Origin of the sequence: Petrotoga sp. 8T1HF07.NaAc.6.1, assembly GCF_016772115.1 — a bacterium.
Taxonomy (GTDB): domain Bacteria; phylum Thermotogota; class Thermotogae; order Petrotogales; family Petrotogaceae; genus Petrotoga; species Petrotoga mobilis.
On record NZ_AUPG01000009.1, the window covers coordinates 57,066 to 82,790 of the forward strand.

General features: G+C 33.2%; 25 protein-coding genes, 5 tRNA genes and 1 pseudogene. 16 read left to right on the top strand and 15 right to left on the bottom strand.

Annotation, left to right across the window (positions count from 1 at the left end; all coding sequences use genetic code 11):
• Positions 1 to 11: 11 nt before the first annotated feature.
• Positions 12 to 725 (bottom strand): DUF4912 domain-containing protein, encoded by a 714-nt coding sequence (locus NAAC61_RS07300; protein WP_202695602.1) that lies wholly within the window; start codon positions 723 to 725, stop codon positions 12 to 14.
• A 175-nt stretch (positions 726 to 900) separates the two neighbouring features.
• On the opposite strand from NAAC61_RS07300, the gene NAAC61_RS07305 reads away from it, so the two are divergent.
• From NAAC61_RS07305 to NAAC61_RS07320, 4 genes are all read left to right on the top strand, one after another.
• Positions 901 to 976, top strand: a tRNA-Pro gene (locus NAAC61_RS07305).
• Between the two features lie 13 nt (positions 977 to 989).
• A tRNA-Gly gene (locus NAAC61_RS07310) sits at positions 990 to 1,065 on the top strand.
• Positions 1,066 to 1,141, top strand: a tRNA-Arg gene (locus NAAC61_RS07315).
• 8 nt (positions 1,142 to 1,149) lie between these two features.
• Positions 1,150 to 1,224 (top strand) — tRNA-His (locus NAAC61_RS07320).
• A gap of 16 nt (positions 1,225 to 1,240) precedes the next feature.
• Here the strand turns inward: NAAC61_RS07320 and NAAC61_RS07325 are convergent.
• From NAAC61_RS07325 to NAAC61_RS07365, 9 genes are read right to left on the bottom strand one after another with little or no spacing between them, the layout of a single operon-like run.
• The gene (locus NAAC61_RS07325) at positions 1,241 to 2,449 is read right to left on the bottom strand and encodes a L,D-transpeptidase family protein (protein ID WP_049755234.1); all 1,209 of its coding nucleotides are present in this window, start codon (positions 2,447 to 2,449) and stop codon (positions 1,241 to 1,243) included.
• Complete coding sequence (coaBC, locus tag NAAC61_RS07330) at positions 2,382 to 3,581, bottom strand: bifunctional phosphopantothenoylcysteine decarboxylase/phosphopantothenate--cysteine ligase CoaBC (protein WP_012208429.1); 1,200 nt, start codon at positions 3,579 to 3,581, stop codon at positions 2,382 to 2,384. The genes NAAC61_RS07325 and coaBC overlap by 68 nt, the downstream gene beginning before the upstream one ends.
• A 7-nt stretch (positions 3,582 to 3,588) precedes the next feature.
• The gene (gene gltX / locus NAAC61_RS07335; protein ID WP_012208430.1) at positions 3,589 to 4,992 is read right to left on the bottom strand and encodes a glutamate--tRNA ligase; all 1,404 of its coding nucleotides are present in this window, start codon (positions 4,990 to 4,992) and stop codon (positions 3,589 to 3,591) included.
• The gene (locus NAAC61_RS07340) at positions 4,992 to 5,516 is read right to left on the bottom strand and encodes a TIGR00725 family protein (protein WP_012208431.1); all 525 of its coding nucleotides are present in this window, start codon (positions 5,514 to 5,516) and stop codon (positions 4,992 to 4,994) included. The genes gltX and NAAC61_RS07340 overlap by 1 nt, the downstream gene beginning before the upstream one ends.
• Before the next feature lie 5 nt (positions 5,517 to 5,521).
• Complete coding sequence (lptB, locus tag NAAC61_RS07345) at positions 5,522 to 6,232, bottom strand: LPS export ABC transporter ATP-binding protein (RefSeq protein WP_103065083.1); 711 nt, start codon at positions 6,230 to 6,232, stop codon at positions 5,522 to 5,524.
• 11 nt (positions 6,233 to 6,243) lie between these two features.
• Positions 6,244 to 6,726 (bottom strand): OmpH family outer membrane protein, encoded by a 483-nt coding sequence (locus NAAC61_RS07350; protein WP_012208433.1) that lies wholly within the window; start codon positions 6,724 to 6,726, stop codon positions 6,244 to 6,246.
• Positions 6,727 to 6,758: 32 nt separating this feature from the next.
• Positions 6,759 to 7,481: a 23S rRNA (guanosine(2251)-2'-O)-methyltransferase RlmB gene (rlmB, locus tag NAAC61_RS07355; protein ID WP_103065081.1), complete on the bottom strand. Its 723-nt coding sequence runs from the start codon at positions 7,479 to 7,481 to the stop codon at positions 6,759 to 6,761.
• A complete protein-coding gene (locus NAAC61_RS07360; protein WP_103065080.1) occupies positions 7,454 to 7,873 on the bottom strand; it encodes a Mini-ribonuclease 3 in 420 nt (139 codons plus the stop codon). The genes rlmB and NAAC61_RS07360 overlap by 28 nt, the downstream gene beginning before the upstream one ends.
• Positions 7,870 to 9,027 (bottom strand): glycosyltransferase family 4 protein, encoded by a 1,158-nt coding sequence (locus tag NAAC61_RS07365; RefSeq protein WP_103065079.1) that lies wholly within the window; start codon positions 9,025 to 9,027, stop codon positions 7,870 to 7,872. The genes NAAC61_RS07360 and NAAC61_RS07365 overlap by 4 nt, the downstream gene beginning before the upstream one ends.
• A gap of 127 nt (positions 9,028 to 9,154) precedes the next feature.
• On the opposite strand from NAAC61_RS07365, the gene mutL reads away from it, so the two are divergent.
• Entirely contained in the window at positions 9,155 to 11,020 is a 1,866-nt protein-coding gene (gene mutL, locus NAAC61_RS07370; protein WP_121959724.1) for a DNA mismatch repair endonuclease MutL, read from the top strand.
• Between the two features lie 152 nt (positions 11,021 to 11,172).
• Here mutL and NAAC61_RS07375 read toward each other — a convergent pair whose 3' ends face one another.
• The 3 genes and pseudogenes from NAAC61_RS07375 to NAAC61_RS07385 all read right to left on the bottom strand — a co-directional run bounded on the left by NAAC61_RS07375 (position 11,173) and on the right by NAAC61_RS07385 (position 15,648).
• Entirely contained in the window at positions 11,173 to 13,065 is a 1,893-nt protein-coding gene (locus NAAC61_RS07375; RefSeq protein WP_121514697.1) for a 5'-nucleotidase C-terminal domain-containing protein, read from the bottom strand.
• Positions 13,066 to 13,200: 135 nt separating this feature from the next.
• Positions 13,201 to 14,711: pseudogene (locus NAAC61_RS07380) on the bottom strand (5'-nucleotidase C-terminal domain-containing protein).
• Positions 14,712 to 14,748: 37 nt separating this feature from the next.
• The gene (locus tag NAAC61_RS07385; RefSeq protein WP_121959725.1) at positions 14,749 to 15,648 is read right to left on the bottom strand and encodes a damage-control phosphatase ARMT1 family protein; all 900 of its coding nucleotides are present in this window, start codon (positions 15,646 to 15,648) and stop codon (positions 14,749 to 14,751) included.
• A 292-nt stretch (positions 15,649 to 15,940) separates the two neighbouring features.
• Here NAAC61_RS07385 and rpmH point away from each other — a divergent pair, with 292 nt between their 5' ends.
• Genes rpmH through NAAC61_RS07415 form a run of 6 tightly spaced genes read left to right on the top strand, consistent with a single transcriptional unit; the run spans position 15,941 to position 19,635 of the window.
• Positions 15,941 to 16,075 carry a 50S ribosomal protein L34 gene (gene rpmH / locus NAAC61_RS07390; protein ID WP_012208441.1) on the top strand — a complete coding sequence of 45 codons (135 nt, stop codon included), beginning with the start codon at positions 15,941 to 15,943 and terminating at the stop codon, positions 16,073 to 16,075.
• Positions 16,075 to 16,431, top strand: coding sequence for a ribonuclease P protein component (rnpA, locus tag NAAC61_RS07395; RefSeq protein ID WP_121959726.1), 357 nt, complete (start codon positions 16,075 to 16,077; stop codon positions 16,429 to 16,431). The genes rpmH and rnpA overlap by 1 nt, the downstream gene beginning before the upstream one ends.
• Complete coding sequence (yidD, locus tag NAAC61_RS07400) at positions 16,428 to 16,697, top strand: membrane protein insertion efficiency factor YidD (protein WP_121959727.1); 270 nt, start codon at positions 16,428 to 16,430, stop codon at positions 16,695 to 16,697. Before rnpA ends, yidD begins: the two co-directional genes overlap by 4 nt.
• A gap of 1 nt (position 16,698) precedes the next feature.
• Positions 16,699 to 18,087 (top strand): membrane protein insertase YidC, encoded by a 1,389-nt coding sequence (gene yidC, locus NAAC61_RS07405; protein ID WP_158245453.1) that lies wholly within the window; start codon positions 16,699 to 16,701, stop codon positions 18,085 to 18,087.
• Positions 18,088 to 18,095: 8 nt separating this feature from the next.
• On the top strand, positions 18,096 to 18,749 hold the full coding sequence (gene jag, locus NAAC61_RS11220) for an RNA-binding cell elongation regulator Jag/EloR (RefSeq protein ID WP_121514701.1): 654 nt from the start codon (positions 18,096 to 18,098) through the stop codon (positions 18,747 to 18,749).
• A 58-nt stretch (positions 18,750 to 18,807) separates the two neighbouring features.
• The gene (locus NAAC61_RS07415) at positions 18,808 to 19,635 is read left to right on the top strand and encodes a hypothetical protein (RefSeq protein ID WP_121514702.1); all 828 of its coding nucleotides are present in this window, start codon (positions 18,808 to 18,810) and stop codon (positions 19,633 to 19,635) included.
• Positions 19,636 to 19,743: 108 nt separating this feature from the next.
• Here NAAC61_RS07415 and NAAC61_RS07420 read toward each other — a convergent pair.
• Both NAAC61_RS07420 and NAAC61_RS07425 read right to left on the bottom strand, forming a co-directional pair.
• Positions 19,744 to 19,818, bottom strand: a tRNA-Glu gene (locus NAAC61_RS07420).
• Positions 19,819 to 19,905: 87 nt separating this feature from the next.
• Positions 19,906 to 21,186, bottom strand: coding sequence for a sigma-70 family RNA polymerase sigma factor (locus NAAC61_RS07425; protein WP_121514703.1), 1,281 nt, complete (start codon positions 21,184 to 21,186; stop codon positions 19,906 to 19,908).
• 346 nt (positions 21,187 to 21,532) lie between these two features.
• Between NAAC61_RS07425 and rsxC the strand changes: the two genes are divergently transcribed.
• From rsxC to rsxA, 5 genes are read left to right on the top strand one after another with little or no spacing between them, the layout of a single operon-like run.
• A complete protein-coding gene (gene rsxC, locus NAAC61_RS07430; RefSeq protein WP_121514704.1) occupies positions 21,533 to 22,855 on the top strand; it encodes an electron transport complex subunit RsxC in 1,323 nt (440 codons plus the stop codon).
• Between the two features lies 1 nt (position 22,856).
• Positions 22,857 to 23,837 carry an RnfABCDGE type electron transport complex subunit D gene (locus NAAC61_RS07435; protein ID WP_012208449.1) on the top strand — a complete coding sequence of 327 codons (981 nt, stop codon included), beginning with the start codon at positions 22,857 to 22,859 and terminating at the stop codon, positions 23,835 to 23,837.
• On the top strand, positions 23,830 to 24,528 hold the full coding sequence (locus NAAC61_RS07440; protein ID WP_121959729.1) for an RnfABCDGE type electron transport complex subunit G: 699 nt from the start codon (positions 23,830 to 23,832) through the stop codon (positions 24,526 to 24,528). The genes NAAC61_RS07435 and NAAC61_RS07440 overlap by 8 nt, the downstream gene beginning before the upstream one ends.
• Positions 24,529 to 24,532: 4 nt before the next feature.
• Positions 24,533 to 25,153, top strand: coding sequence for an electron transport complex subunit RsxE (gene rsxE, locus NAAC61_RS07445; RefSeq protein ID WP_012208451.1), 621 nt, complete (start codon positions 24,533 to 24,535; stop codon positions 25,151 to 25,153).
• On the top strand, positions 25,150 to 25,725 hold the full coding sequence (gene rsxA, locus NAAC61_RS07450) for an electron transport complex subunit RsxA (protein WP_202695603.1): 576 nt from the start codon (positions 25,150 to 25,152) through the stop codon (positions 25,723 to 25,725). Before rsxE ends, rsxA begins: the two co-directional genes overlap by 4 nt.

Consider the following 25,725-nt stretch of genomic DNA (forward strand, 5'->3'; position numbering starts at 1 on the left):
ACATTGTTTCACTACTGCCCTGATGTTTTTCTACCTTCCAAAGTCCAGGTTCTTTTTTTTTTATCTTCTTTGATAATTTTTCCATCTTCTATCAAAAACCATTCTTCTTTATCTGAACTTTTAATGGATGAAGAAGGTGTTTTAATTTCATTTGATTCTATTAAAGGAGTAAATTCGCCATTTTCATTTTTTACCCCAAGGAAAGCAACATAGGCGGAATTATCTTGTGGGAGATGAAAATAAGTATTGCTGTTTTGGTCTAATTTTAAATCTGTTTCAATAACTTTTTTTTCTACTTCTTGATCCTCTTTTGATTTTTTTATGACCCTGATTGTAATATTAGAGTTTTTTGATAATTTTTTTAGTTTTTTTCTGCTTTTTTCAGAAATGTTCCAGTAAACATATACCCAGTTGGGATTGACCGGCATTATTTTTAGTTTTTCCCTTTCGTACTTTTGAGGAAGCTCTTTTGATTCATTTGATTTTGGAAGTTTTTGTGGATTCTTTGGTAATTTTGTATAATCTGAAATCTCTTCAACTTTGTTATCTGAAGATTGCTCTAACCTTTTAATCTCTTTTCTAACCACTTTTAAAATCTCTTTTTTATTCATATTTCGTTTTAGTTTAACTCCTAAATTTTTTGCAATATTTCTCAATTCCTGTATTGTAGGTTCATCTGCCCTAAATGTATCTAACAATTTTTTATCCAATTTCTTTACTTTCATAAAACACCTCCCATCCTAATTGCTGCAACGTTTAAGAACGTCCCATTCCCCTTGATATAATTTTATCATAAAAAAATTGAATAGTAGAGATTTGATTTTTAGAAGAATTAAAAAGAAATTAAATATTGACAAAATAGATTCCTTGTGATATTATATATTTTGAAAAGTAAGGCAGCGGAGCGTAGCGCAGTTGGGAGCGCGCCGGTCTTGGGCACCGGAGGTCGCTGGTTCAAGCCCAGTCGCTCCGACCATTAATGTATTAATGCGGCCGTAGCTCAATTGGTAGAGTATTGGCCTTCCAAGCCAAGGGTTGCGGGTTCGACTCCCGTCGGCCGCTCCAGCGCCTGTAGCTCAACGGATAGAGCATTGGATTTCTAATCCAAGGGTTGAGGGTTCGATTCCCCCCAGGCGCACCAAATTTTTGGTGGCTGTAGTTCAGTGGAAGAACGCCTGACTGTGACTCAGGATGTCGTGGGTTCAAATCCCACCAGCCACCCCAGCCATAAGAATCCTATTCAGGATTCTTTTTTATTTTCTCCATTGTACACATAAACCTCGGTCCCTAAAGATGCCAAAAAGTCTATAACTTCCACATCAAAGTTGAACATCCTTATACATCCATGAGATATCCTTTTACCTATTTCCCATGGCTTTGTTGTGCCATGAATCCCATATTGAGGATTTGAAAGTTGTAACCATCTTGTTCCCATTCCATTCATTAAAGATCCAGGAGGTATATATTCATCGTACCAATACAACGCAGGATCTTTCTCTTTGTATGAAATTCGATAGTAACCCGGTGGTGTGTAATCACTCATACCAACCGCAACTATATAAGTTTTTAACAACTGATCATGAAAATATAAGTACATCTTATTTTGTGAAAGGTTTATTTCTAAGCGTAAAGGACTTTCTTCGTATTTTACTTTTCCTATTTTTAAAGCTTGCCCTGGATATATCAAAGAAGGATCTTTTAGATCGTTCATATTAACTAAATCTCCAGGAAGAACTTTGTATTTTTCAGCGATTTTGTACAAACTCTCACCTTTTTGTACGATATGGTAACCATATACTTCATATCTTTGCTTTGGTTTTAAAACGTTCTCAGTGGCAACAACATTCGCCACTTTCAAAAAGGTAACTTTTCGCTCAAAATGTATTCCATATCTATTTCTAAAAGTAAAAACAGAATCATGAAACCCCTCTTCAAAGTTACCCAGCAACCTTAAGAACTCATTCGGATCTTCAAAAACGGTATTTTCTACCTGTACTTTCACTAATTCCAAATTTTCTTCTGGATAATAATCCAAATAATATTGATACCCATTTTCCACAACAGAGGTAGTTATTTCAACTTCTATATTTGGAGCAAATAAGGCTTTTTCCAAAAAATTTGCAAAAAACTGTGACACATAACGCCCTTCTTTATCTGTAGAAGTTACTAAGAATGAATAATAATTGCCTTTAAAAGCATTTAAATTAACATAAAAGAAGAATTCACGGTCTTCTTTTTCATACAAAGTTAATTTCTTTCTATCTCCCCCATCATATATGTATACATTTGGTTTTTGCGTGATATTTATATAACTTTCTAAATTAATTTTCACAGTATTTTGAGTTTGATCATATTCAGCAGGATACAAATGAAAATAATCTTCAGAAAAAAGTACTGAAAATAAAGTCACAAATATTATTAGCGATAATCCTTTTGTGATTTTTCTCAAGTCGAAGCTCCTCCTTACTAGTAAAAATGGTCACCTCGTTTTCCTCTTTTTCAAACCCTATATCTTTTCTTGAAACGTCGTTCAAAATTATCATGTCCATCTTTTTTTCTTTTAATTTCTTTATGGCATTCTCTTTTAAGTTCTCTGTTTCTGCAGCAAATCCAACAAGTATTTGACCAACTCTTTTTTTCCTTCCTAATTCTTTTATTATATCAGGGTTTTTCTCAATCTCTAGATTAACTATTGTATCTTTTTTTAACTTTTGTTCAGAATAATTTTTTATTCTTAAATCACTTACTGCAGCTGTCATAACTATTATATCATTATCTTCAAAATCCTCTAATACCTTTTCTCTTAATTCTTCCGCACTTTCTATTCTTATGATTTTTTTTACAATAGATGGTGGTCTCAAGTTTGTGGGCCCCGATATTAACGTAACCTCAGCTCCTCTGTTTGCAAATTCTCTTGCCAATTCGTAACCCATTCTTCCGCTGGACCTGTTTGACAAAAACCTTACAGGATCAATATTTTCGACCGTGGGACCGGCTGTTACTAAAACTTTCTTATTCATGAAATCCTTTTTGGAAAGTAGGTATTCACTGTATTCTAATATTTCACTATTATCCGGATACCTTCCTTTACCAAATTCTCCGTCTGCTAAGTGACCTTCTTCTGGTTCTATTATAGACCAACCATTTTGTTTCAATATTTCTAAATTCTTTTTATTAACGGGATTTTCATACATCCTAACGTTCATTGCAGGGACAATTAGTTTAGGAGCTTTCGAATAAGCTAAAGCGGTACAAGAAAGTAGATCATCGGCAATTCCATGTGATATTTTGGCTATTATATTTGCGGTCGCAGGGGCGACGATAAACAGTTCTGCCCATCTAGAAAGCTCTGTATGGGGTATCCAACCGCTTTTAACATCGAAAGTTTCATAGTAAACCTCACAGTTACCTACTGCAGAAAAAATCTGGTCGGATATCCACCTTTGGGCATTTTTTGTCATGATAACTTTTGGATTACATTCAATCTGTCTCATCTTAGAAATTAGATCTACCGCTTTATAGATGGCGATTCCACTTGTTACACCGAGTAAAATATTTTTTCCTTTTAAGTAAGGATACACAGAGAATTCACCTTCTTGGATTAATATCCAAAGTATTTGAGAATTCCAAAGCTCTTTTTAACCTTTTAATGCTCTCATTTTTTCCTAAAATAATTATAGATTCGTACAAACCAGGAGTTACTAATCTTCCTAAAAGAGAGCCTCTTATTGTCTGAAAAACATTTTTTCTACTAGTTATATTTAGATCCGCTATTTCTTTTAAAGTATTTTCTACATTTGCAAGGTTGTACTCATCAATTTCTGAGAGTTTTCTTATCGTTGCCTCGATGACTTGCTTAAACCAAGGTTTTTTCATGTATTTTTCGATAAATTCCTCTTCGTATTCGAATTCTTCAACAAAGAAATTTTTGGAAAATTCATAAAGTTGTTTTAATGTTTGAACTTTAGCTCTGGAAGCTTCTATAATTTTTTTCACAAAAGAATCTTCATTGTCTATCTTGACGGTTGTATATTTAGCCCATTCAGTAAAACTTTTGTGTACTTCTTCAATTGGATCGTTTCTCAAATGTACTTCATTTGTCCATAGAAGTTTGGTGTAATCAAAAATGGAAGGATTTCTTGAAACTTTTTTCAGATCAAATTCCTGATATTTTTCCGTATAATCAAATATCTGTTCGTTGGCATTCCAACCTAACAAACTCAAGTAATTCAATATAGCTTTAGGAAGATACCCTTCTTCTCTAAAATAAGTTATAGAAACCTCTCCGTGCCTTTTAGACAAAGGAGACTTGTCTTCACCCAAAATCAAAGGCAAATGGGCAAATTTTGGAAGTTCAAAAGATAAAGCATTATATATTAAAATTTGTTTGGGTGTATTAGAGATGTGGTCTTCTCCCCTTATAACATGACTTATTTTCATCAGATAATCATCTATCACAACTGTGAAATTGTAAACAGGAATTCCGTTTGATCTTAGAATAACAAAATCATTTATATTGGATGTATCAAATTGTATGGTTCCTCTAACATCGTCCAAAAAAGATATTTTTTGATCATTATTAACCTTAAACTTTACAACCACAGAATAATCATTGTTTTTTTTATATTTGTCTAGAAGATTATTACCTTCAAAAATTATTTCATCGTTTTTAGTAACTGAAAAATAAGCCTTTTCTTCATTTAAAAGTTGATCTATATAATGTTTGTATATGTCTAGTCTTTCACTTTGTCTGTATGGCCCATATTCACCAGGTTTATCTACACCTTCATCGTAATCTAAGCCTACCCATTTCATTTCTTCTAAAATGGCATCCTCGTACTCTTTTTTGGAACGTTCCATATCGGTATCTTCAATTCTTAGAATAAACTTCCCATTATTTTTCTTGGCAAAGTACCAATTAAACAAGGCTGTTCTTAAACCCCCAACGTGTAGATGACCCGTGGGACTTGGAGCAAATCTTACTCTTATCATTAGTTGTTCACCTCTTCAATACCTTTCAAAATTCTTTCAAGTTCATCAATAGAAGATACTTGTTTTACCTCTACTAATTTTCTATTATCAAGAAACTTACCTTCTATCAAAACTTCAGTTATCCTATCTGTCCATCCGCCTGAATTTTTCATTAACAATATCGGTTTTTTGTACGAATAAGCCCCCAAAATTTCTATAGCCGTGCCGATTTCCCCTCCTATACTTACGACCACATCGACATTTTTTAACAAAACAAAAGAACGCATATTAAGATCAAGCCCTGTTTTTATAGGAAAGTCCAAATAACCGTTCCCTTCTTGTTCCCACGGTAAAAAACCAATAACATGCCCACCATTATTTTTTACGGCCTTTGAAACTAGTTGCATTATTCCATCACGTCCGCCGTTCACTAGAATCCAATTATTCTCTGCTATAATTCTACCGACATCATAACAAAGTGAAGCTAACGATTTAATTGGATCTTTAAAGATATTTCCAGAATACCCGATAACCCCTACATTCAAACCGATCACCAACCCAAATAACTTTCTTTGACCTTTGCGTTATTCAAAACATCTTTTGGAACACCACTAGCTATAACTTCACCTTTGTGTAAAACATAAAGTTCATCAACTACCTGAGCAATTTCATCGACACTGTGATCCGTAACAATTATTGAAATCCCACTTTTTGCAAGTTTTCTAATTATTTGTTGTATATCCTTAACTGTTATGGGATCTATACCAACAAAAGGCTCGTCCAAAAGGATTACTTTTGGATTCGTTATCAACGTTCTAGCAAACTCTAATTTTCTTTTTTCTCCACCGGATAAAGAATAAGACTTTTGGTGAATTAAAGTATCTAATCCAAAATCTTCCATTATACTCTTAATTTTTTGATTCGCATCTTCAATTTTAAGAAGATCGGCGATCATTTCAAGATTATCTCTTACAGATAAGTTCCTAAAAACAGACGGTTCTTGAGGTAGATAAGCCAATCCATTCAACGCTCTTTTGTGTATAGGAAGATGGGTTATATTTCTACCATCGAGGAAAACATCCCCAGAATTGGGAACAACTAACCCTAAAATTATCTTAAAAAGAGTTGTTTTCCCTGCACCATTTGGCCCAAGTAATCCTGTAATTAAACCGGCTTTTGATTGAAATTGAACATTATTCAATACCATCTTTTTTCCATATGTTTTGCTAATGTTTCTACAATCAATAATAACCCTTTCCATATTATTTATTTTTAATTCTCATTCAAATATTGAATAATTTTTTCCGTTAAATCTAATTCTGGATTGTAATAAACTACACCAATTTCATTTAAAATTAAATCGTACCCATTTTCTTTTGCATACTGAGCTATCTTCACTGTTACTTCCGAAGTGATATTTGCCATTTTCTGTTGATACTCATTTTGCAATTCCTGTTGATATTGATTTACACGAGTTTGTAATTGTTGAAGATTTTGTTGCAGGACTTCCTCAGTTGCCCCCGAACTCTGTAAATCCTTGAACTGTTGTTCCATTTCATTGATTTTTCCTTGATAATATTGTAGATCAATTTGATACATTGATTCCAAATCCTTCCATTTGTAATAACTTTCTACTGTCTTTTCAAAATTCACATAACCAATTTTGAGAGTTGAATCCGTTTGAGAAAATGAAATAACAGCAAACAGTATGCTAAATACCATCACAGTAAAAACTTTTCTTGTTGTATTACTCACAACATACACCTCCATAAAATTTTGAATTATAATTACATATTAAAAATTCTTTGTTTCTTCGCTTCAAAAAGTATAATTCCTGCACTAACCGATACATTTAAAGACTCAACGTTGTTAAACATCGGAATGCTTACTAATTCATCACAATGGTTTTTAACGTTTTTTCGAATGCCGTTTCCTTCATTTCCAAAAACCAAGCATATTTTTCCTTGCCAATCGATTTCATAATAAGGTTTACCCTCAACATCTGCTCCATAAACCCAAACATTTTCCTTCTTTAATGTCTCTATTGTATTTGAAAGATTGGTTACTTTAATTATCGGTATCTTAAATATTTGACCAGAAGATACTTTTATAACAACAGGGGTGACTTCAACAGCATTATCTTTTGGTATTATAATGGCGTCAACCCCCGCGGCCACCGAAGTCCTTACAATAGCTCCAAAATTATGCGGATCTTGAATCTGATCCAAGATTACTAAAAACAGTTTTTCCTTTCCTTCTATAATATCCAAATTTTCATATTTAAAATCGTTCCCCATATCAATTACGATTCCCTGATGTTTGTTTGTTAAAGCCATCTTTTCCAAAACTTCATTGGGGGAAAAACTGTAGGAATATCCTAAATTTGCAACATCTTCGACGATTTCTTTTAAAGATCCTCTTTCTGTTTTAGAACTACTGAAAAAAATATGCTTTACAGGGTAACGAGCTTCAATAATCTCTTTTAATATGTTTTTTCCGTATATATACAATTATCGATCACTCCCAATAATTCCTCGATTCTTGAGTAACTTTTAGTCAAAAAAAGATATCCAATGACCGCTTCAAATCCTGTAGATTTCCTATAATCATTATCGTTGCCTCTTTTCTTGGCACCGTTGGAATTTTCCGCACGCTTGTAATACTGCATTTCTATTGGAGTTAAATGATCTAACACAATATCAACAAACTTCGAATGAGCTTTTGCACTTAAAAAATCTTTTGTTTTTTCATAAAGGTCTCTTGTCTTTATCCTTCCATCCTTTAGCAATTTCACCTTGTAAATCAAACCTATAACAGCATCTCCAATATAGGAAAAGTTCTCGATAGGTATTTCACGCAGATCCGCAAGTTGGAGATTTATTATTTCCTCAAATTCTTTCATACACTTACTATCTCCCTTTTATATAGTTCCAAAATCATATCTACACACTTTTCGATGGAATAATTATCTTTCACAAAAATTTCAGCTTTCTTTTTTATTCCTTCGTATGACGATAAATCTCTTAATAGTTTAAGTATCTCATGAGAAAAATCATCTTCATTTAAATCTTTGATCATAATTCCACCTGCACCTTCTTGAGAAAGTATATCATAAACACCTAATTTACCCAAAGCCACTACCGGCGTACCAGCAGCCATAGATTCAAGAATAACTAATCCCTGTGTTTCCGTGTAAGAAGCAAAAATAAATAAATAAGCTTGTTTGTAGGCATCTATAACCTTTTCTCTTGGTTGTGGACCTGTAAAAATAACATTTTCAGTGATATTTAAGTCCATAGCTAACTTTTCCAACTCTTCTTTTTCAGGCCCTCCACCAACAATAACGAATTTTACCTTTGGTTCATCCAAAAGCACTTTCTTAAACACCTTCAAAAGAAAACTTATGTTCTTTTCCTTTCCCAACCTACCTACAAATAAAAGAATTCTGTCATCTTCTTTTATTTGTGGATATTCTTTTTTCAAATCCCAGTTAATAGGTTTATCAAAAGAAGCTAGGTCTATCCCAGTTGGGATAGTTACTATATGTTCGGAAGGTACACCATATTCAACAAGCGTCTCTTTTATATTCTCAGTAGGAGCGATTATTTTATCTGTTTTTAAACACCAATTTTTTATAAGTCTTTGAACAAATTCAGGTTGGGGTCTAACTATCAATGGTAGATAGTGCAAATAATAATCATACATGGTATGGTGTGTTGCTACGTATTTTAACTTCAACATGCGTGAAACAACCCTTGCAAGAATTCCCATAGAAAAAGGATCATGAGAATGTATTATATCCAAGTTTAACTCTTTAATTTTAAAAATTTCTGGAGAAAATGGTAGTGCAATCCTCTGCTCTTTCTCAAAGAGGAATTTAACAGCCGGAAATTCAAAAATTTTATCATCGTTCCTTTTGTAGTCAAATTTATATTTTGGAACAAATAGATATACATTGTGTCCCCTTTTTTCCATTTCATCCTTATAGAGTTTTATAGCTGTGGCAACTCCATTTTTTTGCGGTAAATAAGTATCGGAAAACATTCCTATATTCAATTGCATTTCCCCCTTATAAAATTCCTATACGTATTTATTATAACAAAAATTCGCTATTTTTTGAGGTTGAGTTTTTAAAGATGATATAATAATATATGAACTGTTATACTTTGAAGAGGTGTTTTTTATGAGAATAAAAGTACTTAATCCTGAAGTGGTAATGAAAATAGCAGCTGGAGAAGTTGTATCCGGCCCAAGCTCAGTAGTAAAAGAATTGGTAGAAAATTCTTTAGATGCCCAAGCAGATAGTATAACTGTTGAAATACTTGATGGCGGCAAATCGTTAATAAAAGTCGATGATAACGGAATTGGGATGGAAGAAGAAGAATTAGAATTATCTATACTTCCTCATACCACAAGCAAAATTTTCTCTATTGAGGATCTTTATCAACTAAAAACATTTGGTTTTAGAGGTGAGGCCCTATCTTCAATTTCAAGGGTTTCTAGAATGAAAATGACCTCCAAACCACCTGAAAAAGAAGTTGGAACAATGTTAGAAATATTAGGTGGAAAAATAATAGAAAAAAAGAGGGTTAATTCATCAAATGGAACGAAAATAGAAATTATGGATCTTTTTTTTAACATTCCTGCACGTAGAAAATTTCTTAAAAGTGATTCTGCTGAAGGAAGATACGTTACAGAGATTATAGAAAAGTTTGCTTTCACCAACAACATTAACTTAACATACATAAGAGAAAACAAAGAAATCTACAAATTTTCTTCGGATATGGATCTAATTACAAAATGTTTAAAAATATATCCCGAGTTAAAAAGAGATGATCTCATAGAAATTGAACACAACGACTCATTATGCAAAATATCTGGAGTTATTTCACAACCCAAAGTTGGAAGAAATAACAGAACTGCCCAACATTTTTTTGTAAACAACAGATACATCAAGGCTGCCTCACTCTACTCCGTTTTAGAAACAGGTTACGGTGAAATGCTTGAAAAATCAGTTCATCCTTATGGAATAATATTCATAGAAATACCACCGGATATGGTTGATGTAAACGTTCATCCTCAAAAATTGGAAGTAAAATTCACTGACGAACAGATGATAGCTTCTTTACTTAAAAAAGTTGTAAGAGAGACCCTGAAGAAAAACATTCACTTTACGGTGGAATTTATAGGTAGTAACGATACAATTGATTCAAATAAAAAAACTTCTTCGTTTTCTGTTCAAAATTTATACAACAAGAACGAAAATTCTCAAAAAGTTGATTTTTCACAAAACAATACAAATAAAGATTATTTTGAAATTACAGACAAATTTTTTAATAACTCTGAAATAGAAGATCTTCAAGAAGAACATAATCATTTTGATAATAATTATAAACTTTATGAACCTTCAAAAACCTTTGATTTTAAAGGGTTTGAATATCAAAAGAGTCAGCCGTTTACTCCTGTTGAAAAAATTAATTCTTTAGAAAAGTTAAGAATTTTGGGCATAGTTGCTGAAAGATATCTCGTAGTTGAAGATGAAGACAAATTACTTTTAGTAGATTTTCATGCCGCACATGAACGTTATATATACGAAATTTTAAAGGAAAATCTATACGAAAAAGGTGGACTTACTTCCGACCTTCTACTTACCCCTGTTAAAATAACTCTAGATGAAGTAAGAAAAGGAATAATTTTAGAAAACAAAGATCACTTAGAAAAATTGGGTATAAAACTAGAAGAAGATGAAAAAGAAATTATTGTGAAAGGGCTCCCTTCACTTGTGAAAATTGATGATACCGAAAAATTGATATTCGAGATAGCCGATGATCTAAGAATATCAAATTTTGATCAGCAAACAAGCATACTTGATAAGAACTTAGCTACTATGGCATGTAGAGCGGCTGTAAAAACTAAAGATAATCCTACCGGTATGGAAACACTTTTAAACAACATTTTTGAGAAAAAATTACTAACCTGTCCACATGGTAGACCGATAATGATCCAAATCACCTTTAAAACCTTAGATAAATACTTTGGAAGAATCTAAAAGGGGTGTAGATTTTACTTACACCCCTTTTTGTATGATTACGTAATTAGATTACTCTTCTGAAACATTCTTTCCATTTATCTGGACGACTCATAAAGAAAGCACAACTTATTTCATGAGACTACTAGGTAATTATATTATGAAGTTAGGAGTTATAAAAATACTTCAATATCCTCTACTCTAACAGGTTCGTACGGGCTTACTTCCACGGTTCCTTCGTGGGATAATTCCTTAAGCTTATTATGCAATTCCTCACCCCAATCGGTACCCACTATTTTCCAATTTTCTTCATATTCTGGGGTAAGCATACCATTTTTTACTTCTATTATATACTTTTCTATGAGTTTTCTTAGATCTCCTCCGCTTATAGCTGAAAAGTCAGGATGATCTTCTGTTCTACCAAGAAGCTTTGGCAGTTGTTCTCCTTTTTCAAATATTGGACCATATGTCAAAAGTTGGGTATTTGCTCTATAATTGTTGACTGCCAACGTCAATACATCATTATCTTGAATAGGTGTACCATCTATTTTTCTTAAATTTACTATCCTCTGACCAACGGGTTTTGAAACATCGATCTCGTAATAAACCCCTTTAAACATATCATAATTATAACCCGGAATTTTTTGGTTGAAAGAAATAGTTAAATCTCCAGGTTGGTATTGATTGTAATAAGAAGCCGACCATTCCATATATTTCTTCAACTGCTTCCCCGTTATTTCTAGTACATACAAAGTATTGTCGTATCTATAAATTAAAGAAATATCCGATCTTTTTATAGGGCCTTCTTTTATATTTGCATCCGATCTAAAAGCTGCAGAAGCTGATACATCTATCTTTTCACCTATTAGTTGTTCTCCATAATACATTTGAACGGAATTTATCAAATCTATCATAGCGGTGGGCTGTATGTATACTTGTGGGATACCTTTTATTTCATCTGGAGGAACTAAAGATCCACCTTTTAATTCTCCTATTACCTCGTTAGCATAGTCTAAAGCCTTATAGTGAAAAGGTTGAAGCTTTTTCTCCAATTCACTGTCTGGTGGTACTGTTCCAGTAGCAGTTTTTACATCGTAATTGGCGGAACTTTTATCAACTATTACGTACTTATCCCCTTCCTTCTGTAGTTCCAATACCACTTGTGATAACGTCTGCCCCCATTTTCCGGGTTCCACAATTAAAGTTCCTTTGAGCTTCACTTCTTGCGTAATGTCATTTTTTTGATCATCGATAATCTTACCATTAACAGCTTTATACAACTTTCCATTATAATAGTAAGTTTCAGCAATTTTTTCATGGAAATGACCCGCAATAACAACATCTAAATCAGGTGTCTTTTCTAGAATATCTATGATTCCAGAACCATAGGTCCCATATTCTTCTTCGATTCCCATATGAAAAGCTCCCACAATCACGTCAACTTGTCCTTTTAGTTGTGCAACTGCTACTCTTACCTCATCCACAGGATCAACAACAATGTAATCCTGCAAATTTGCAGCGTCCCATTTTACTATGTTAGGAGTAACCATACCTATTATTCCAACTTTTACTCCATTCCCTGTGGTAACTATTTTATAAGGGGCAGCTAACCTTGTTCCATCGGGATTATAAACATTGCCACACAAAACACTGTTAGGATTATCATCCACTGGCATGAATTGTCTCATAATCTTTTTAAGTGTTGGGACCCCATAGTTAAACTCATGATTACCTAAAATCCATGCATCATAACCCATTTCATTCATAGCAAAAATCATGGGATGTATGGCATCTTCTAAAAAAATGTTTGAAAGGTTTTCTTGGATTGTATCTCCATTGTCAATCAATATAGTTCCGTCAGGATTTTCACTTCTCAACTCATTTATGATCGAATAGACTTGTGCAATACTTCCACTATAATTAGGTTGGTTTAAGGCATAATCATAAGGTAAAAAGCGTCCGTGCAAATCTGAAGTTGCTAAAATTTGGACTTCTATCGTCTCAGCAAAAAACAACGAGAACACACTCAAAAACAAAACAAACGATAAAATGCCTCTTTTTAACATAAAATCACCCCTTTGCTTTAAGTTTTTCGTCAAAAAAGAAGTTAAAAAAAAAGAAATACCAAACAAGAAGTAAAAGTGTTACTTAACATGAATCTAAAAGGGGTGTAGATTTTACTTACACCCCTTTTAGATTGTTTACTTAACTTGATCTAATTCTATCAATCTCTCTTGGGAAGTATAATCTTCTATAGTTCCCAAATGAGCAATATATTCACGTAAAGAATCCGCATCTCTAAAGTATGTATCGTAACCAGGTTTACCTGCAAGCATTGTGTATCCGTCTCCACCTGCAGCTACATAGTTGTTGGTAACAACTTTATAAGTTTTGTTCAAATCAATGGGTTTACCGTTTATTTTTACGTTTGTAGCTTTTCCACCTTTTATTTCTGCAGTTAACCCCGCAACATGTAACTTAGCTCCCTGACCATCAGGAATTGTAGCAGCATAATTTAAAACATCCATTATGTCTTTCCCAGTCAACTCTAAAACGTACAATGTGTTTCCAAAAGGCAAAACAGTCAAAATGTCTCTGTAGGTTATCTCTCCTGCTTCAATAGAGCTCTTATCCCGCCACCGTTCATTAAAGCAACATCTGCACCTGTTTTCCAAATCATACCATCCGCTATAAGGTTGCTTAGATTCGTTTCGTCACTTCTAACGTGGGCTCGTTCCCCATCGAGATATACTTTTGTCACTCCAACAACCTCATTCAAAGCCTCCGATCCAAGTTGATAAAAAGCATCTGTAAACATTTTTATGAAAGGATCTTCAGGGATATCAGATGTTAGTGGAATTACTTCTCCTCTCCAATCTACTATCCTACCATCATCGATCCATAAATCTATCCTTCCTATATTCTCTGCGTTTTCTCCAGTTTGAGCTACTATAACATTATTGATTACCACAGGTGTTTCTAACAATGTGTGAGAATGTCCGTCTATTATAATATCTACTCCAGATACATTTTCAGCCAGCTCATCTGAGGTAGTGAACTCAACAGACAAGTTAGGCCTTCCTCCATCTGCATGATAGCCTAAGTGTCCGAGGACGATAACTACATCGGCTTTTTCTTGAACAATTGGGAGATATTTCTTCAAAGTCTCTTCTGCATCTACAATCGTATTCTCACCCAAATAAATTGGCTCTAAAACTTTTGTTTGTTCAGTAACAAGACCTATAATTCCAACTGAGAAATCACCATAGTCTTTTATAACGTATGGTTCAAAAACTGGTCCACCACGTTTCTCGTTGACAAAATTTGCCCCTAAAAAAGGAAACTGTGCTACTTCATACTGTTTCTCAAGCACTTCAAAAGGTTTGTCAAATTCATGATTGCCCAAAGTCATAGCATCCAAACCCATGTAATGCAACGCCAAGAAGTCAGGAACTGCATCCAATTGGTCGGATTCTGGAATCCCTGTGTTTACATCGCCGGCATGTAGAAAAAGAACTTCTCCACCTTCCTTAGCTACTTCTTCTCTTGCTTGATTTATCAGAGTAGCTGCTCTGGCAAATCCTCCACCATCTTCTGTTCCCCACACATGTCCGTGAGTATCGTTCATGTGGAAAATCACTAAGTGATTAGGCTCTGCAAAAACCGATAAAACCAAAACGATAAAAACTAAAATACCTAAGAATCTTTTCATCTTGTTCCCCTCCTTTTGAGTTGGTTTCAATCACACATCAACTACCACTCATAACCCAGCTTCGCTTAAATATTAAATCTTCTTTGTTCACATCAAGATCCTTCGCAATTTTTGAACACTTAACAATAAAAGAATAATAGATTGATTTTTTTGGATTTTCGTCAACCAAACTTTCAAAGTTAGATTGTCCTTTAGCTATTACAATATCTGCCTCATTGTAGATATTTTTGAAAGATGGACTAACGAAGCTTAAATCGGTTCCTAAATATTTGGACCCGCTTTCAACAGGAATAGAAACTTCTTTTAAAAAAATTTGATCGGCATCTTTTTTAGTCGCACATTTGTAAACCGGACGAGATTTCAAAGCAGAGTGAACGATCAAGTTGGGGTATAATTCTTTTAATACTTTTATAAACAATTTATCAAAAACTATTTCACCAGCATAATTATGAATAAAAAGCAGGAGCCGGGCATTTTCTAGCTCTTTTTTAAATTTTTCTAAATCGTTTATTGCTTCTCCCTTTGTGTTAAAAAAATTTTGGATTTCTATCTCTAACTCACCAAAGGAATTTCCCGAATTGTGGCAAAAAAGCTCCCCCATCAGTGATAATTTGAAAGCAGTATAAAGAGGATCTTTGCTAGACAAACAAAAATCTAATAGATCATCGTAAACTTCTAAAAATAGTTGGTTTAGGTCAGCTTTTTCTGTATGAAAGTAATCATTTTCACCAAAAGCATCATAAAAAGAATCATAAAATGTTTTTACTAAATAATAAGGTGTGTGGGTTGAAGTCGTATCCCCGAATGTTTTTAGAATTACCTCTTTGTAATTATCAAAAATGTTCTGAGAAGAATCTGAAGAGTTAGTATTAACTTTAGACATTAACTCAGAAGAGTGGTTTAGAAGACAATTAATACATTCATAATCTATATTCATTTTTGTTCACCCCACGAACTTATAAAATCCCTACAAAACTACTTTTAATTTTATCACTGTTTAATTAATTTAGTATTAGCTTTATTTAGTATTTTGTTAAGAAAAATATCCCAAAAAATTGTTACTTCTATTTCTTGACATTAAAACATTAAATCATTATAATATATTCGATAGTTTTAAAACCAATTATTCAGCTTCTATTGGTTGAGTTTGCCTTTAAAGATGAACTAAATAAGGAGCAACCTTATTTTCAATAAAACAATTTAATTTAAAAGGATTTGGAGGTGTAGAGATGAAAAGAACATATCAACCATCTAGGATAAAGAGAAAAAGAACTCATGGCTTTTTAGCTAGAAAAAGAACATCAACTGGAAGAAATGTTTTAAGAAGAAGAAGAGCAAAAGGCAGAGAACGTTTAACAGTATAATGGAAGGGCAAACTTTCAAGAAAAAAGAACGCTTACGATTAAAAAGGAATTTCAAAAATGTTTTTGAAAAGGGCGGGCGTTTAATCGATAATAATTTTGTTATAATATATGTTCGGAATACTATGGATTATAACAGGATCGCCGTAATTGTGAACAGAAAATTTGGCAACGCAGTTGTTAGAAATTTAATTAAAAGATACATCAGAGAAATATATAGAACAAACAAAACTTTTTTTCCTTTAGGATATGATTTCGTATTCATTCCAAGAAAAGAGTTATCGAAAAATTTTAAAGGAATAGATTATTCTCAAATTAAAAATCAAATTTTAAAATTGGTGAGGAAGTTAGAAGCATGAAAAAGTTTGTTCTCAAGTCTATTGATTTTTATAGAAAACATATATCGCCTGCAACTCCTCCCAAATGTATCTACCTACCGACCTGCTCATCTTACACCTATGAAGCGGTGGAAAAGTTCGGGGTATTTAAAGGTTTGTACTTGGGATTTAGACGTTTTATCAGATGCAATCCATTACACAAAGGGGGCTATGATCCTGTCCCCGAAAAGTTTTCTTTTTTTGTTCATAAGCAAGGAAAAAATAAACAACACAGAAGGAGTGTATGACTTGAAAAAAGGATTGTTTTTTTTGACGTTACTAATGTTTTTGAATGTTGTTGCCTTTGCAATTCCTGAGATAACGGTATCAGAGAGTTCATTGAATCAAGAAATTAGCATTGAAATGAAATTGTATAGATTGAAGTTAGACCATAATGGGCACATTTTAAATTTCGAACTCTACGATAGCAGAACTAAAAAATATAATTTAGTCTATGAGTATACAGCTGATAGCTACGATATTTTAGATACTCAAAACATGACAGAAATATTACCTAGTAACTATAATATCAGATTGGCGGAAGATCAAAGTTATATCGAAGTAAATTACTTTTTCCCCAACGGAGGCCAAAAGATTTATAAGTTTTACAACGATCCTAACTATCATTTTGATGTTGAATTTAAAAATTTAAATGGATACGTTGTTTTACCTAGCATATCTTTTTCTTCGGGAATAAGATATAGTGGAAATGTTTTTGTTTCATACATTGATAAATCCATCTCAACAGGTGAAGCTTTAGATTCTACACTAGCGATATATACGCCTGTAGCAATAGAATCCACTCAAAATCAATACTTGATGCCATTAAATAATTCAGATCAAAAAATAATTTCTTATTTAGGTCCAACCAAAAAAATATTTATTAAAGAAACGTTTGATGGTATAGAAGAAGGGATCGTTTACTCTACAGTAATCGATTTAATGCAGGATTTAGGAAAGTTTGGACCTTTCAATAATATTTTTTATTGGTTCGTTAACTTTTTCTGGTGGCTATTTAAAGTAACAGGGAATTTTGGTTGGGCTATAATACTCTTTACCCTCATTGTAAATGCAATATTATTCCCCGTATATGGCAGGCAAAAGAAATCCATGATCGAAATGAAACAGTTACAACCAGAACTTGAGAAAATAAGAAAAAAATATAAAAACCCTCAAAAACAGCAAGAAGAAACTCTGAAATTGTACAAGGAAAAAGGAGTGAACCCTGCCGGAGGATGTTTGACTTCTTTGATTCCTCTCCCCATTATGATCATACTGTGGCAAGTAATCTACTATTTTGAAGGTAGTTATGCATACAATCCCAGATTCCTTTTATGGACAGATCTTTCTCTAGGCGGTTTCCAAGCCAATTTTTTCCTACTATTACTAGCCATAATTGCTTCTTTAATCAATGCCCTTTTAATGTCGCAAGATGCCAGGAGCGCATGGACGTCGGTAATTATGTCTGTGGTGTTTCCTTTCATTTTGATTGGATTACCCGTCGGAGTATTCATTTATTATTCACTGAACACTGTAATACAAACCTTGTTGACATTTGTGTACAACAGGATTTACAATGTCAAAGGTATTACGTTTAGACAACTCGTTGGTTTGGGTCCAAAGCCTGTCAGGAGGTGAAATGATAAGTGTTTAAATTACAAGGTGAGACAAAATTTGAAGGAACTGATTTGGAATCGGTTTTAGAAAAAGCAAAATCAAATTTTAACGCATCATGTATCGATGAGATTTCTTATAAGATTATTCAAGAGCCTTCTAAGGGATTCTTTTTTGGAATAGGTAAAAAGCCCCTCATCATAGAAGCTTATCCCAACGAGAAATACCTTATCAATAAGGTAAAAAAATTCTTGAAAAATATCCTTTCTTATTTTGAAGAAGATGTTGATATCAATATTAATTATTACAATAAGACCTTGAAAGTTTTTTTAGAAGGAGAAAACTTGGGTAAAGTAATTGGCAAACAAGGGCGAAACCTTGGAGCACTACAGCATTTAACCATGATTTATGTCAATAGAATGACGGATACTAAATGTGATGTTAAATTGGATGTTGGGGATTACAGAAGAAATAGGAAAAAAAACCTAGAACTAATCGCTGACAATGCTGCTAAAAAAGCAATATCTACTAACGAAAAGGTGGAATTAGCCCCTATGTTTTCCTTTGAAAGAAAAATAATTCACAAGTATATAAATTATAATTATCCCAAATTACATACCGTTTCCATGGGTTTAGAACCTTATAGAAAAGTTGTGATTTATCCCTCAAAAAATGGTCACAATTAAATTAAAAATTACATTAGCACTAACCACAGTGTTTAAAAAATCGTGGGAGGAAACGTAATTGAAAACTGTTTACCAATATCAAGAGCAAGTTCTTTCCATAATTAGTAGAGAAAATCTTCCTGATATTGGTGTTTTAGGTGGCATAGAAATCGAACATATTATAAAAAAAATAAAAGATAATATCAAAATAACAACTGAGGTAGCGGGACCTGGTGGAAGAGTTGTTATTTATTTGAACGATTATTTTCATCTTAAACCATCGATATTTGATTTTTTAAGTCCTGATGAGTATATTGAATTCTTACTTAAAACTTTTCAAACAAAAGAAATTCCTATTATTTGGATTGAAAAACCTGGAGGAAATACGAGGAAAGTTAGGAATATAGAAGAAAGTACTGAATACCTTGATTATCGTGAAACAAACTTAAAAGTAGAACCTGAATTTATTACCGAATATCTCTATAATATAAAAAATCTTTTTATAGTGTATAACTCCTGGAACAAAAAGATAATCGATCTGACTAAGGCAAAAAGAAGATTATTTGTAGATTTACGGGAACCTTATACAGATGAAATTGATAAATTTACATGTGATTATCTTTTTTTAATTTCTAAAACGACATATAGAGAATTAGCAGAAAAAAGCAATAATTTGAAAGCTGATAATAAGCTAATTATAGCAAAAGATGCAATCTCTTTTGATAAAAAAATATATGAAGTAAAAGTTAAAGAAAAAAAGTATTTTGAAGAGGCTGTATCTGCTTTTGAGGCTAATTTTATCAGTAGTATCATAAAAGGTTACACGTTGAAATCTGCTTTTGAAAGTTCTTTTAATCTTTTCAATCACGTTTTTGAATGTGGAAGCATTCCCACAGAAAAATTGTGACTAAATTTTTCGATAAATCAAACTAGCTTCCCTTAAAAAAACAATAAAAATTTATCGGGTAGAAGGTTGATAATAATTCTTATCTATCTTCTACCCGATTATTAATTCTGGCAGCCCCACAGGGAATCGAACCCTGACTCTTGGACTGAGAATCCAATGGACTAGCCGTTATCCTATGGGGCCATTTGTATCGTTTCATTTTCAAATCCTTAGTTATTATATCAACCATAAATTACTTTGTCAATAGGCTTGAGACTTAAAATTTTCCCTTTAGTATTCCTGGATAATATTTTCTATCATCTTTTTTCTAGCCGGATGTTTTAACTTCCTGATAGATTTGGACTCTATCTGCCTTATTCTTTCCCTTGTTACGTTAAAAAATTCTCCGACCTCTTCGAGAGTTTTCTGTTTCCCATCTACGAAACCGTATCTCATTTTTAGTATCATAGCTTCCTTAGGTGAAAGTGTATCAATGATCATTTCCATTTTTTGACGAATAATCATCTTCCTTCCCTCTTCATCAGGGGTAGGTGAATCAGAATCAATAAAATCGAGTACCTCACTTTCTCCTTCAGCATCTACATCATTAGAAATCGGGGCATTTAAAGAGAATATATTTTTGGCACTAATTAATACCTCTTTCATCTTATCTACCGGCTTGTCCATCAAAACAGAGAGTTCTTCTAAATCAGGTACTTCTCCATTTTCTTGAATATACTTATTTACGACCCTATTCATTCTATTAATCGTTTCTACCAAATGTACTGGAATTCTTACAGTCCTTCCTTGATCAGCAATCGCTCTTGTTATAGCCTGGCGTATCCACCAATAAGAATAAGTAGAGAATTTGTAACCTTTTTTCCAATCAAATTTAGCAACGGCTTTCATTAAGCCAATATTTCCTTCTTGTATGAGATCCAAAAAGCCTAATCCATGACCAACATATCTTTTTGCGATGCTAATAACTAATCGCAGATTAGCTTTTATAAGTTCCTCTCTGGCTCTTTTATCTCCCATTTGTGCCCTTCTTGCTAATTTTCTTTCTCTTGAAGGGGTTAATAATTTGCTCTTACTAATCTCTTTAAGATATATTTTAATCGGATCTTGCAACGAAATATTATCACACATCTCAACTTCAACATCGGCAAAATCTTCGAAAATCTCATCGTATTCTTCAGGATCTTTAAAATCTTCATTGTTCTCTAAATCTTTTTCTTCTTCCTCTTCTTCTTCATAAAAATGATGTATTGAGCTATCCACTACAGAAATATTAGATTTTTTTAATTCATTGTAAAACTTTATTAAAAATTCTAATGTAAAATCTTCACGCATTTGGCTAGGTATAGACTCGTCAATTTCTTCAAAAGTTACTGTTTTCTCATCCTTCGATAGCTTTTTTTTGATTTTTCTTAAAATTTCATCGGTGATTGCATTAGGATTATTTTTAATAGTTAAAGACAAGGAATATTTTTTGACTTTTGAGCTTTTATCAGCTTGAGTGCAATCTGTGCTCTCCGATTCGAAGTCCTCGATTTTGTCTTTTTCTATCATGAAAACTCACCTTCTATTAAAAAATTAGAATAAAAAAAGAAGATATTATATGATAAAATCATAGAGAAGCATTTAAAAAAAGTAGACTAATTTAAAACAAACAGTTATATCTCTGTTAAGTATTATAGCGTGACAATATTAAATAAATATGAAAAAACAATTAATATACATAAATGTAATAATTTTTCTTAAAAACTTTAGAAGTTGTTGAAATTAGAACATTCTTTCGTGCTATAATAATTTTCGAACCGCTTTTGAACCCTTTAAAAAAGTTATAGAAGATTACCTAAAATTTATATAGGCTTTCAATTCTTAGTTTCTTAAAAAACAAAAAGGAGGTTTCTTTGTGCCAACATTAACTTTTAAAGGTGGTGTACATCCGCCTCAGAAGAAGCATTTTACAAAGGACAAACCTTTTGAAAAGTTACCTTTGCCCGATTTTGTATACCTATTCACAACTAACCATATAGGAGCTCCTGCAAAGCCGATCGTAAAAGAAGGCGATCAGGTAAAAACAGGTCAATTAATAGCAGAGGCTGCAGGCAATATTTCAGCAAACATACATGCTTCTGTTACAGGGGAAGTTGTTGGTATAGAATCATTTATAAATACCTCCACAGGAAGAAAGGATAACGCAATTGTAATAAAAAGAACTTCAGAAGATATTTGGGAGTATATTGAACACGATGAAAACTTTAAGAAGTTTTCAAAGGAAGAATTAATTAACATTGTTAAAAAAGCCGGTATAGTGGGATTAGGTGGTGCTATGTTCCCATCTCATGTAAAATTAAGTATACCCGCTGGCAAAAAAGTCGATTACTTAATAATCAATGGAGCAGAATGTGAACCTTACATAACTGTCGATGATATGATGATGAGAACATACACAGAAGAAATCATTAAAGGAATAAAAATAATAGAATATATAGTTAATCCGGGAAAAATTTATGTGGGCATCGAAGAAAACAAACCTGAAGCAATAAAAGCCATGAAAAACGCTTTAAAAAATGAAAATATCGAAGTTGCAATTCTAAAAACAAAATATCCTCAAGGTGCAGAAAAACAATTAATAAAATCTATCACAAAAAGGGAAGTCCCTTCAGGAGGATTACCTATTGACGCTGGGGCTTTAGTTTTTAACATTTCCACTACCTATGCAATTTATGATGCAGTAATCAATGGGAAACCCTTAGTTGAACGTGGTATCACTTTGAGTGGGGGTGTAAAAAAACCTGGTAACTATTGGTTCCGAATTGGAACTAAGGTTTCAGACCTTTTAAATCAAGTAGGACTCGTTGAAGAGGAAAAAATCGACAGAATAATCTATGGTGGACCAATGACAGGATTACCTTTACCAAATATTGATTTACCGACTTTCAAGGGAAACAATGCGATCACCGTATTAACAAAAGAAGAGATACCACAAAAGCATGAATATCCATGTATTAGATGTGCTTCTTGTGTTAAAGCATGCCCCATGGGACTTCAACCTTACTACCTAAAAAAACTTGCTGATGCTAGGAAAAACGACATCGCACAAGAAAATGGAATTATGGATTGTATAGAATGTGGTGCTTGTTCTTACATTTGTCCATCAAATATAGATCTAGTTAAAACATTCAAGACAACAAAAAAGGTTATAAAAGCCATTCAAAAAAGGAGGGTTTGAGTTGAATCTTAGCACTGAAGCGGCTCCCCATTTTAGAACTACCAATACTACTAGAAAAATTATGATCGATGTTTTGATATCATTGATACCTGCGGTTATTGCTTCAACGTGGATCTTTGGTTTTCGAGCACTTTTTATTATGTTATTTTCTATGGTTTTTGCAGAAATGTTGGATTTTTCGATCGTTCGTTTTATAAGAAAGCAAAAAGATCACATCCCTGATTTTTCCGCTTCTGTTACAGGGTTACTCTTAGGTATGAACCTTTCTTTAGCTGTTAACTGGTGGCAAATTATGTTAGGAGTGGTCATTGCGATAATTTTAGCGAAACAAGTATTTGGGGGGTTAGGTCAAAACTTTTTTAACCCTGCTTTAGTTGGAAGGGCTTTTATGTTGATATCTTTCCCTACAGCTATGACCACCTGGTATGTACCTTTTTATTACCAGAATCCTGATATTGTTACTTCTGCCTCCGTACTGGGAATAATTTCTGAAGAAGGAATGAGCACAGTACTCCAAAATTATACTTACTGGGATATGTTCATCGGAACAATTCCCGGTTCTATCGGAGAAGTTAGCGCTTTAGCTTTAATTATTGGTTTCATATACTTAGTCATTAAAGGTAGAATAAAATTGATGATCCCTGTATCCTATATAGGAACGGTTTTAATTTTTAGCTCTGTTTTTTACATGGTTGATCCTACCAAATTTGGAACTCCCTTGTTCCATCTTTTAGCAGGTGGCTTAATATTAGGTGCTTTGTTCATGGCAACGGATATGGTTACTTCTCCAATGACCAAAATGGGCCAGCTCGTTTTTGGTGTGGGAGCTGGTATTTTGACGATGATCATAAGATTTTTTGGTAGCTACCCCGAAGGTGTTTCCTTTTCAATTCTTATCATGAACGCTTTTGTCCCTTTGATAGATGATTGGCTAAAACCAAAAATTTATGGAACAACCAAAGGGGAGATAAAACATGCGTGAATATATAAAAACAGGTTTAATCTTAACCGCTTTTATGGTTGCTGCCGGTCTTTTAGTATCTATTGTGTATAATTTTGTCAATCCAATGATAGTACAATCAGAATTCAATAATACATTGTCAGCTATAGAAGAGGTATTAAAAGATGCAAATACTGGTGAATATTTAGTTTCTAATATTCCTACCAATGAAGAACAGTTAGAAAAAAATATATGGAAAGAAGATCAAGATGGTGTTTTATACGTAAGTCCAAAAAACGCAAAAGTTTTTTCCCCGATTTATAAGTTCACGGAAAACAACACCGAAATTTATGTCATGACAGTTTCAGGAGTAGGTTACGGAGGAGATGTGGTTAGCGTTATTTCATTCATCAAAAAAGATGATGTCCAAATTACTTTGAATAAAATAGAAGTAATAAATTATTCACAAGAAACTCCGGGGCTTGGGGCCAAAATCTCTGAAGAACCCGTGAAAAAAAGATTTAGTTTGATCCCAGAATCAGGTTTAAATGTAGGTGTTAAAGTCGATAAAGACGCCGGCGTAACTGTCCCAACTAATTCAATAAATAGTTACAAAGAACAAGGTGTAGTGAAAACTAGCGATGTAATGACAGGAGCAACAATAACTCCAAGAGCCGTTGCTGATTCTATTAATGCAGCTGTAGAATTTTTAAAAGAGGAAGGGGTGATGTGAAAAGATGGCGGATCTGAAAAACTTTACCAACGGTTTGATAAAAAACAACCCAACTTTTGTTCAAGTGTTAGGAATGTGCCCTACTTTAGCTACAACTACAAGCGCAGAAAATGGTTTGGGTATGGGAATAGCTACTCTAGCTGTTTTAACAATGTCAAACATTGTAATCTCTTTGATCAGGAAAATAGTTCCTAAAAAGATAAGAATACCCATTTATATTGTTATTATAGCTTCTTTTGTAACAATGATAGATCTCATAATGCACGGACTAACATACGAATTATGGCAGACTTTGGGAATATTTATACCTTTGATAGTTGTGAACTGTATCATAATGGGAAGGGCAGAATCTTTCGCATCAAAAAACGGGGTATTAGATTCAATATTTGATGCCTTGGGAATCGGTTTAGGTTTTACAGGAGCACTCGTATTATTGGGATCAGTAAGAGAATTATTGGGTAACGGAACGATCTTTGGTTTTACGGTGTGGGGAGACGCCCTCAACTTATACCTTTTCATACTACCACCTGGCGCATTCATTACTTTAGGACTTTTACTTGGAATGTTCAATTCGATAGGTATAAGTAGAGAAAACAAAAAGAAGAAGGCAGGTGCTAAAAAATGAATCTTATCCTACTGTTTATTTCAGCTGCTTTGGTTAACAATATTATTTTAACTAGATTTTTAGGTATTTGCCCTTTTTTAGGAGTTTCTAGAAGTAAGAGTTCCGCTATTGGGATGTCTATCGCCGTAATTTTTGTCATGACGATAGCCGGAGTAATAACTTGGCTTTTAAACCAGATCCTAATAATGCTTGGAGTAGAATTTTTAAGAACGATCGTGTTTATTCTTGTAATTGCTGTACTTGTTCAATTTGTTGAGTTCTTTATTAAAAAATCCAGCCCAGCCCTTTACGAAGCCTTGGGAATATACTTGCCACTTATAACAACCAATTGTGCAATATTGGGGATTGCGTTGTTAAACATACAAACCAATTACACCTTTATCGAAAGTTTGGTAAACTCTTTTGCCTCTGGATTGGGATTTTCGCTAGCATTGATAATATTTTCTTCAATAAGAGAAAAAATGCAACTAAACAACGTTCCAAAACCTTTCCAAGGTACCGCTTTAGCGCTAATAACAGCCGGACTTCTTTCAATGGCTTTTATGGGTTTTTCAGGTTTGGTAAAATTGTGA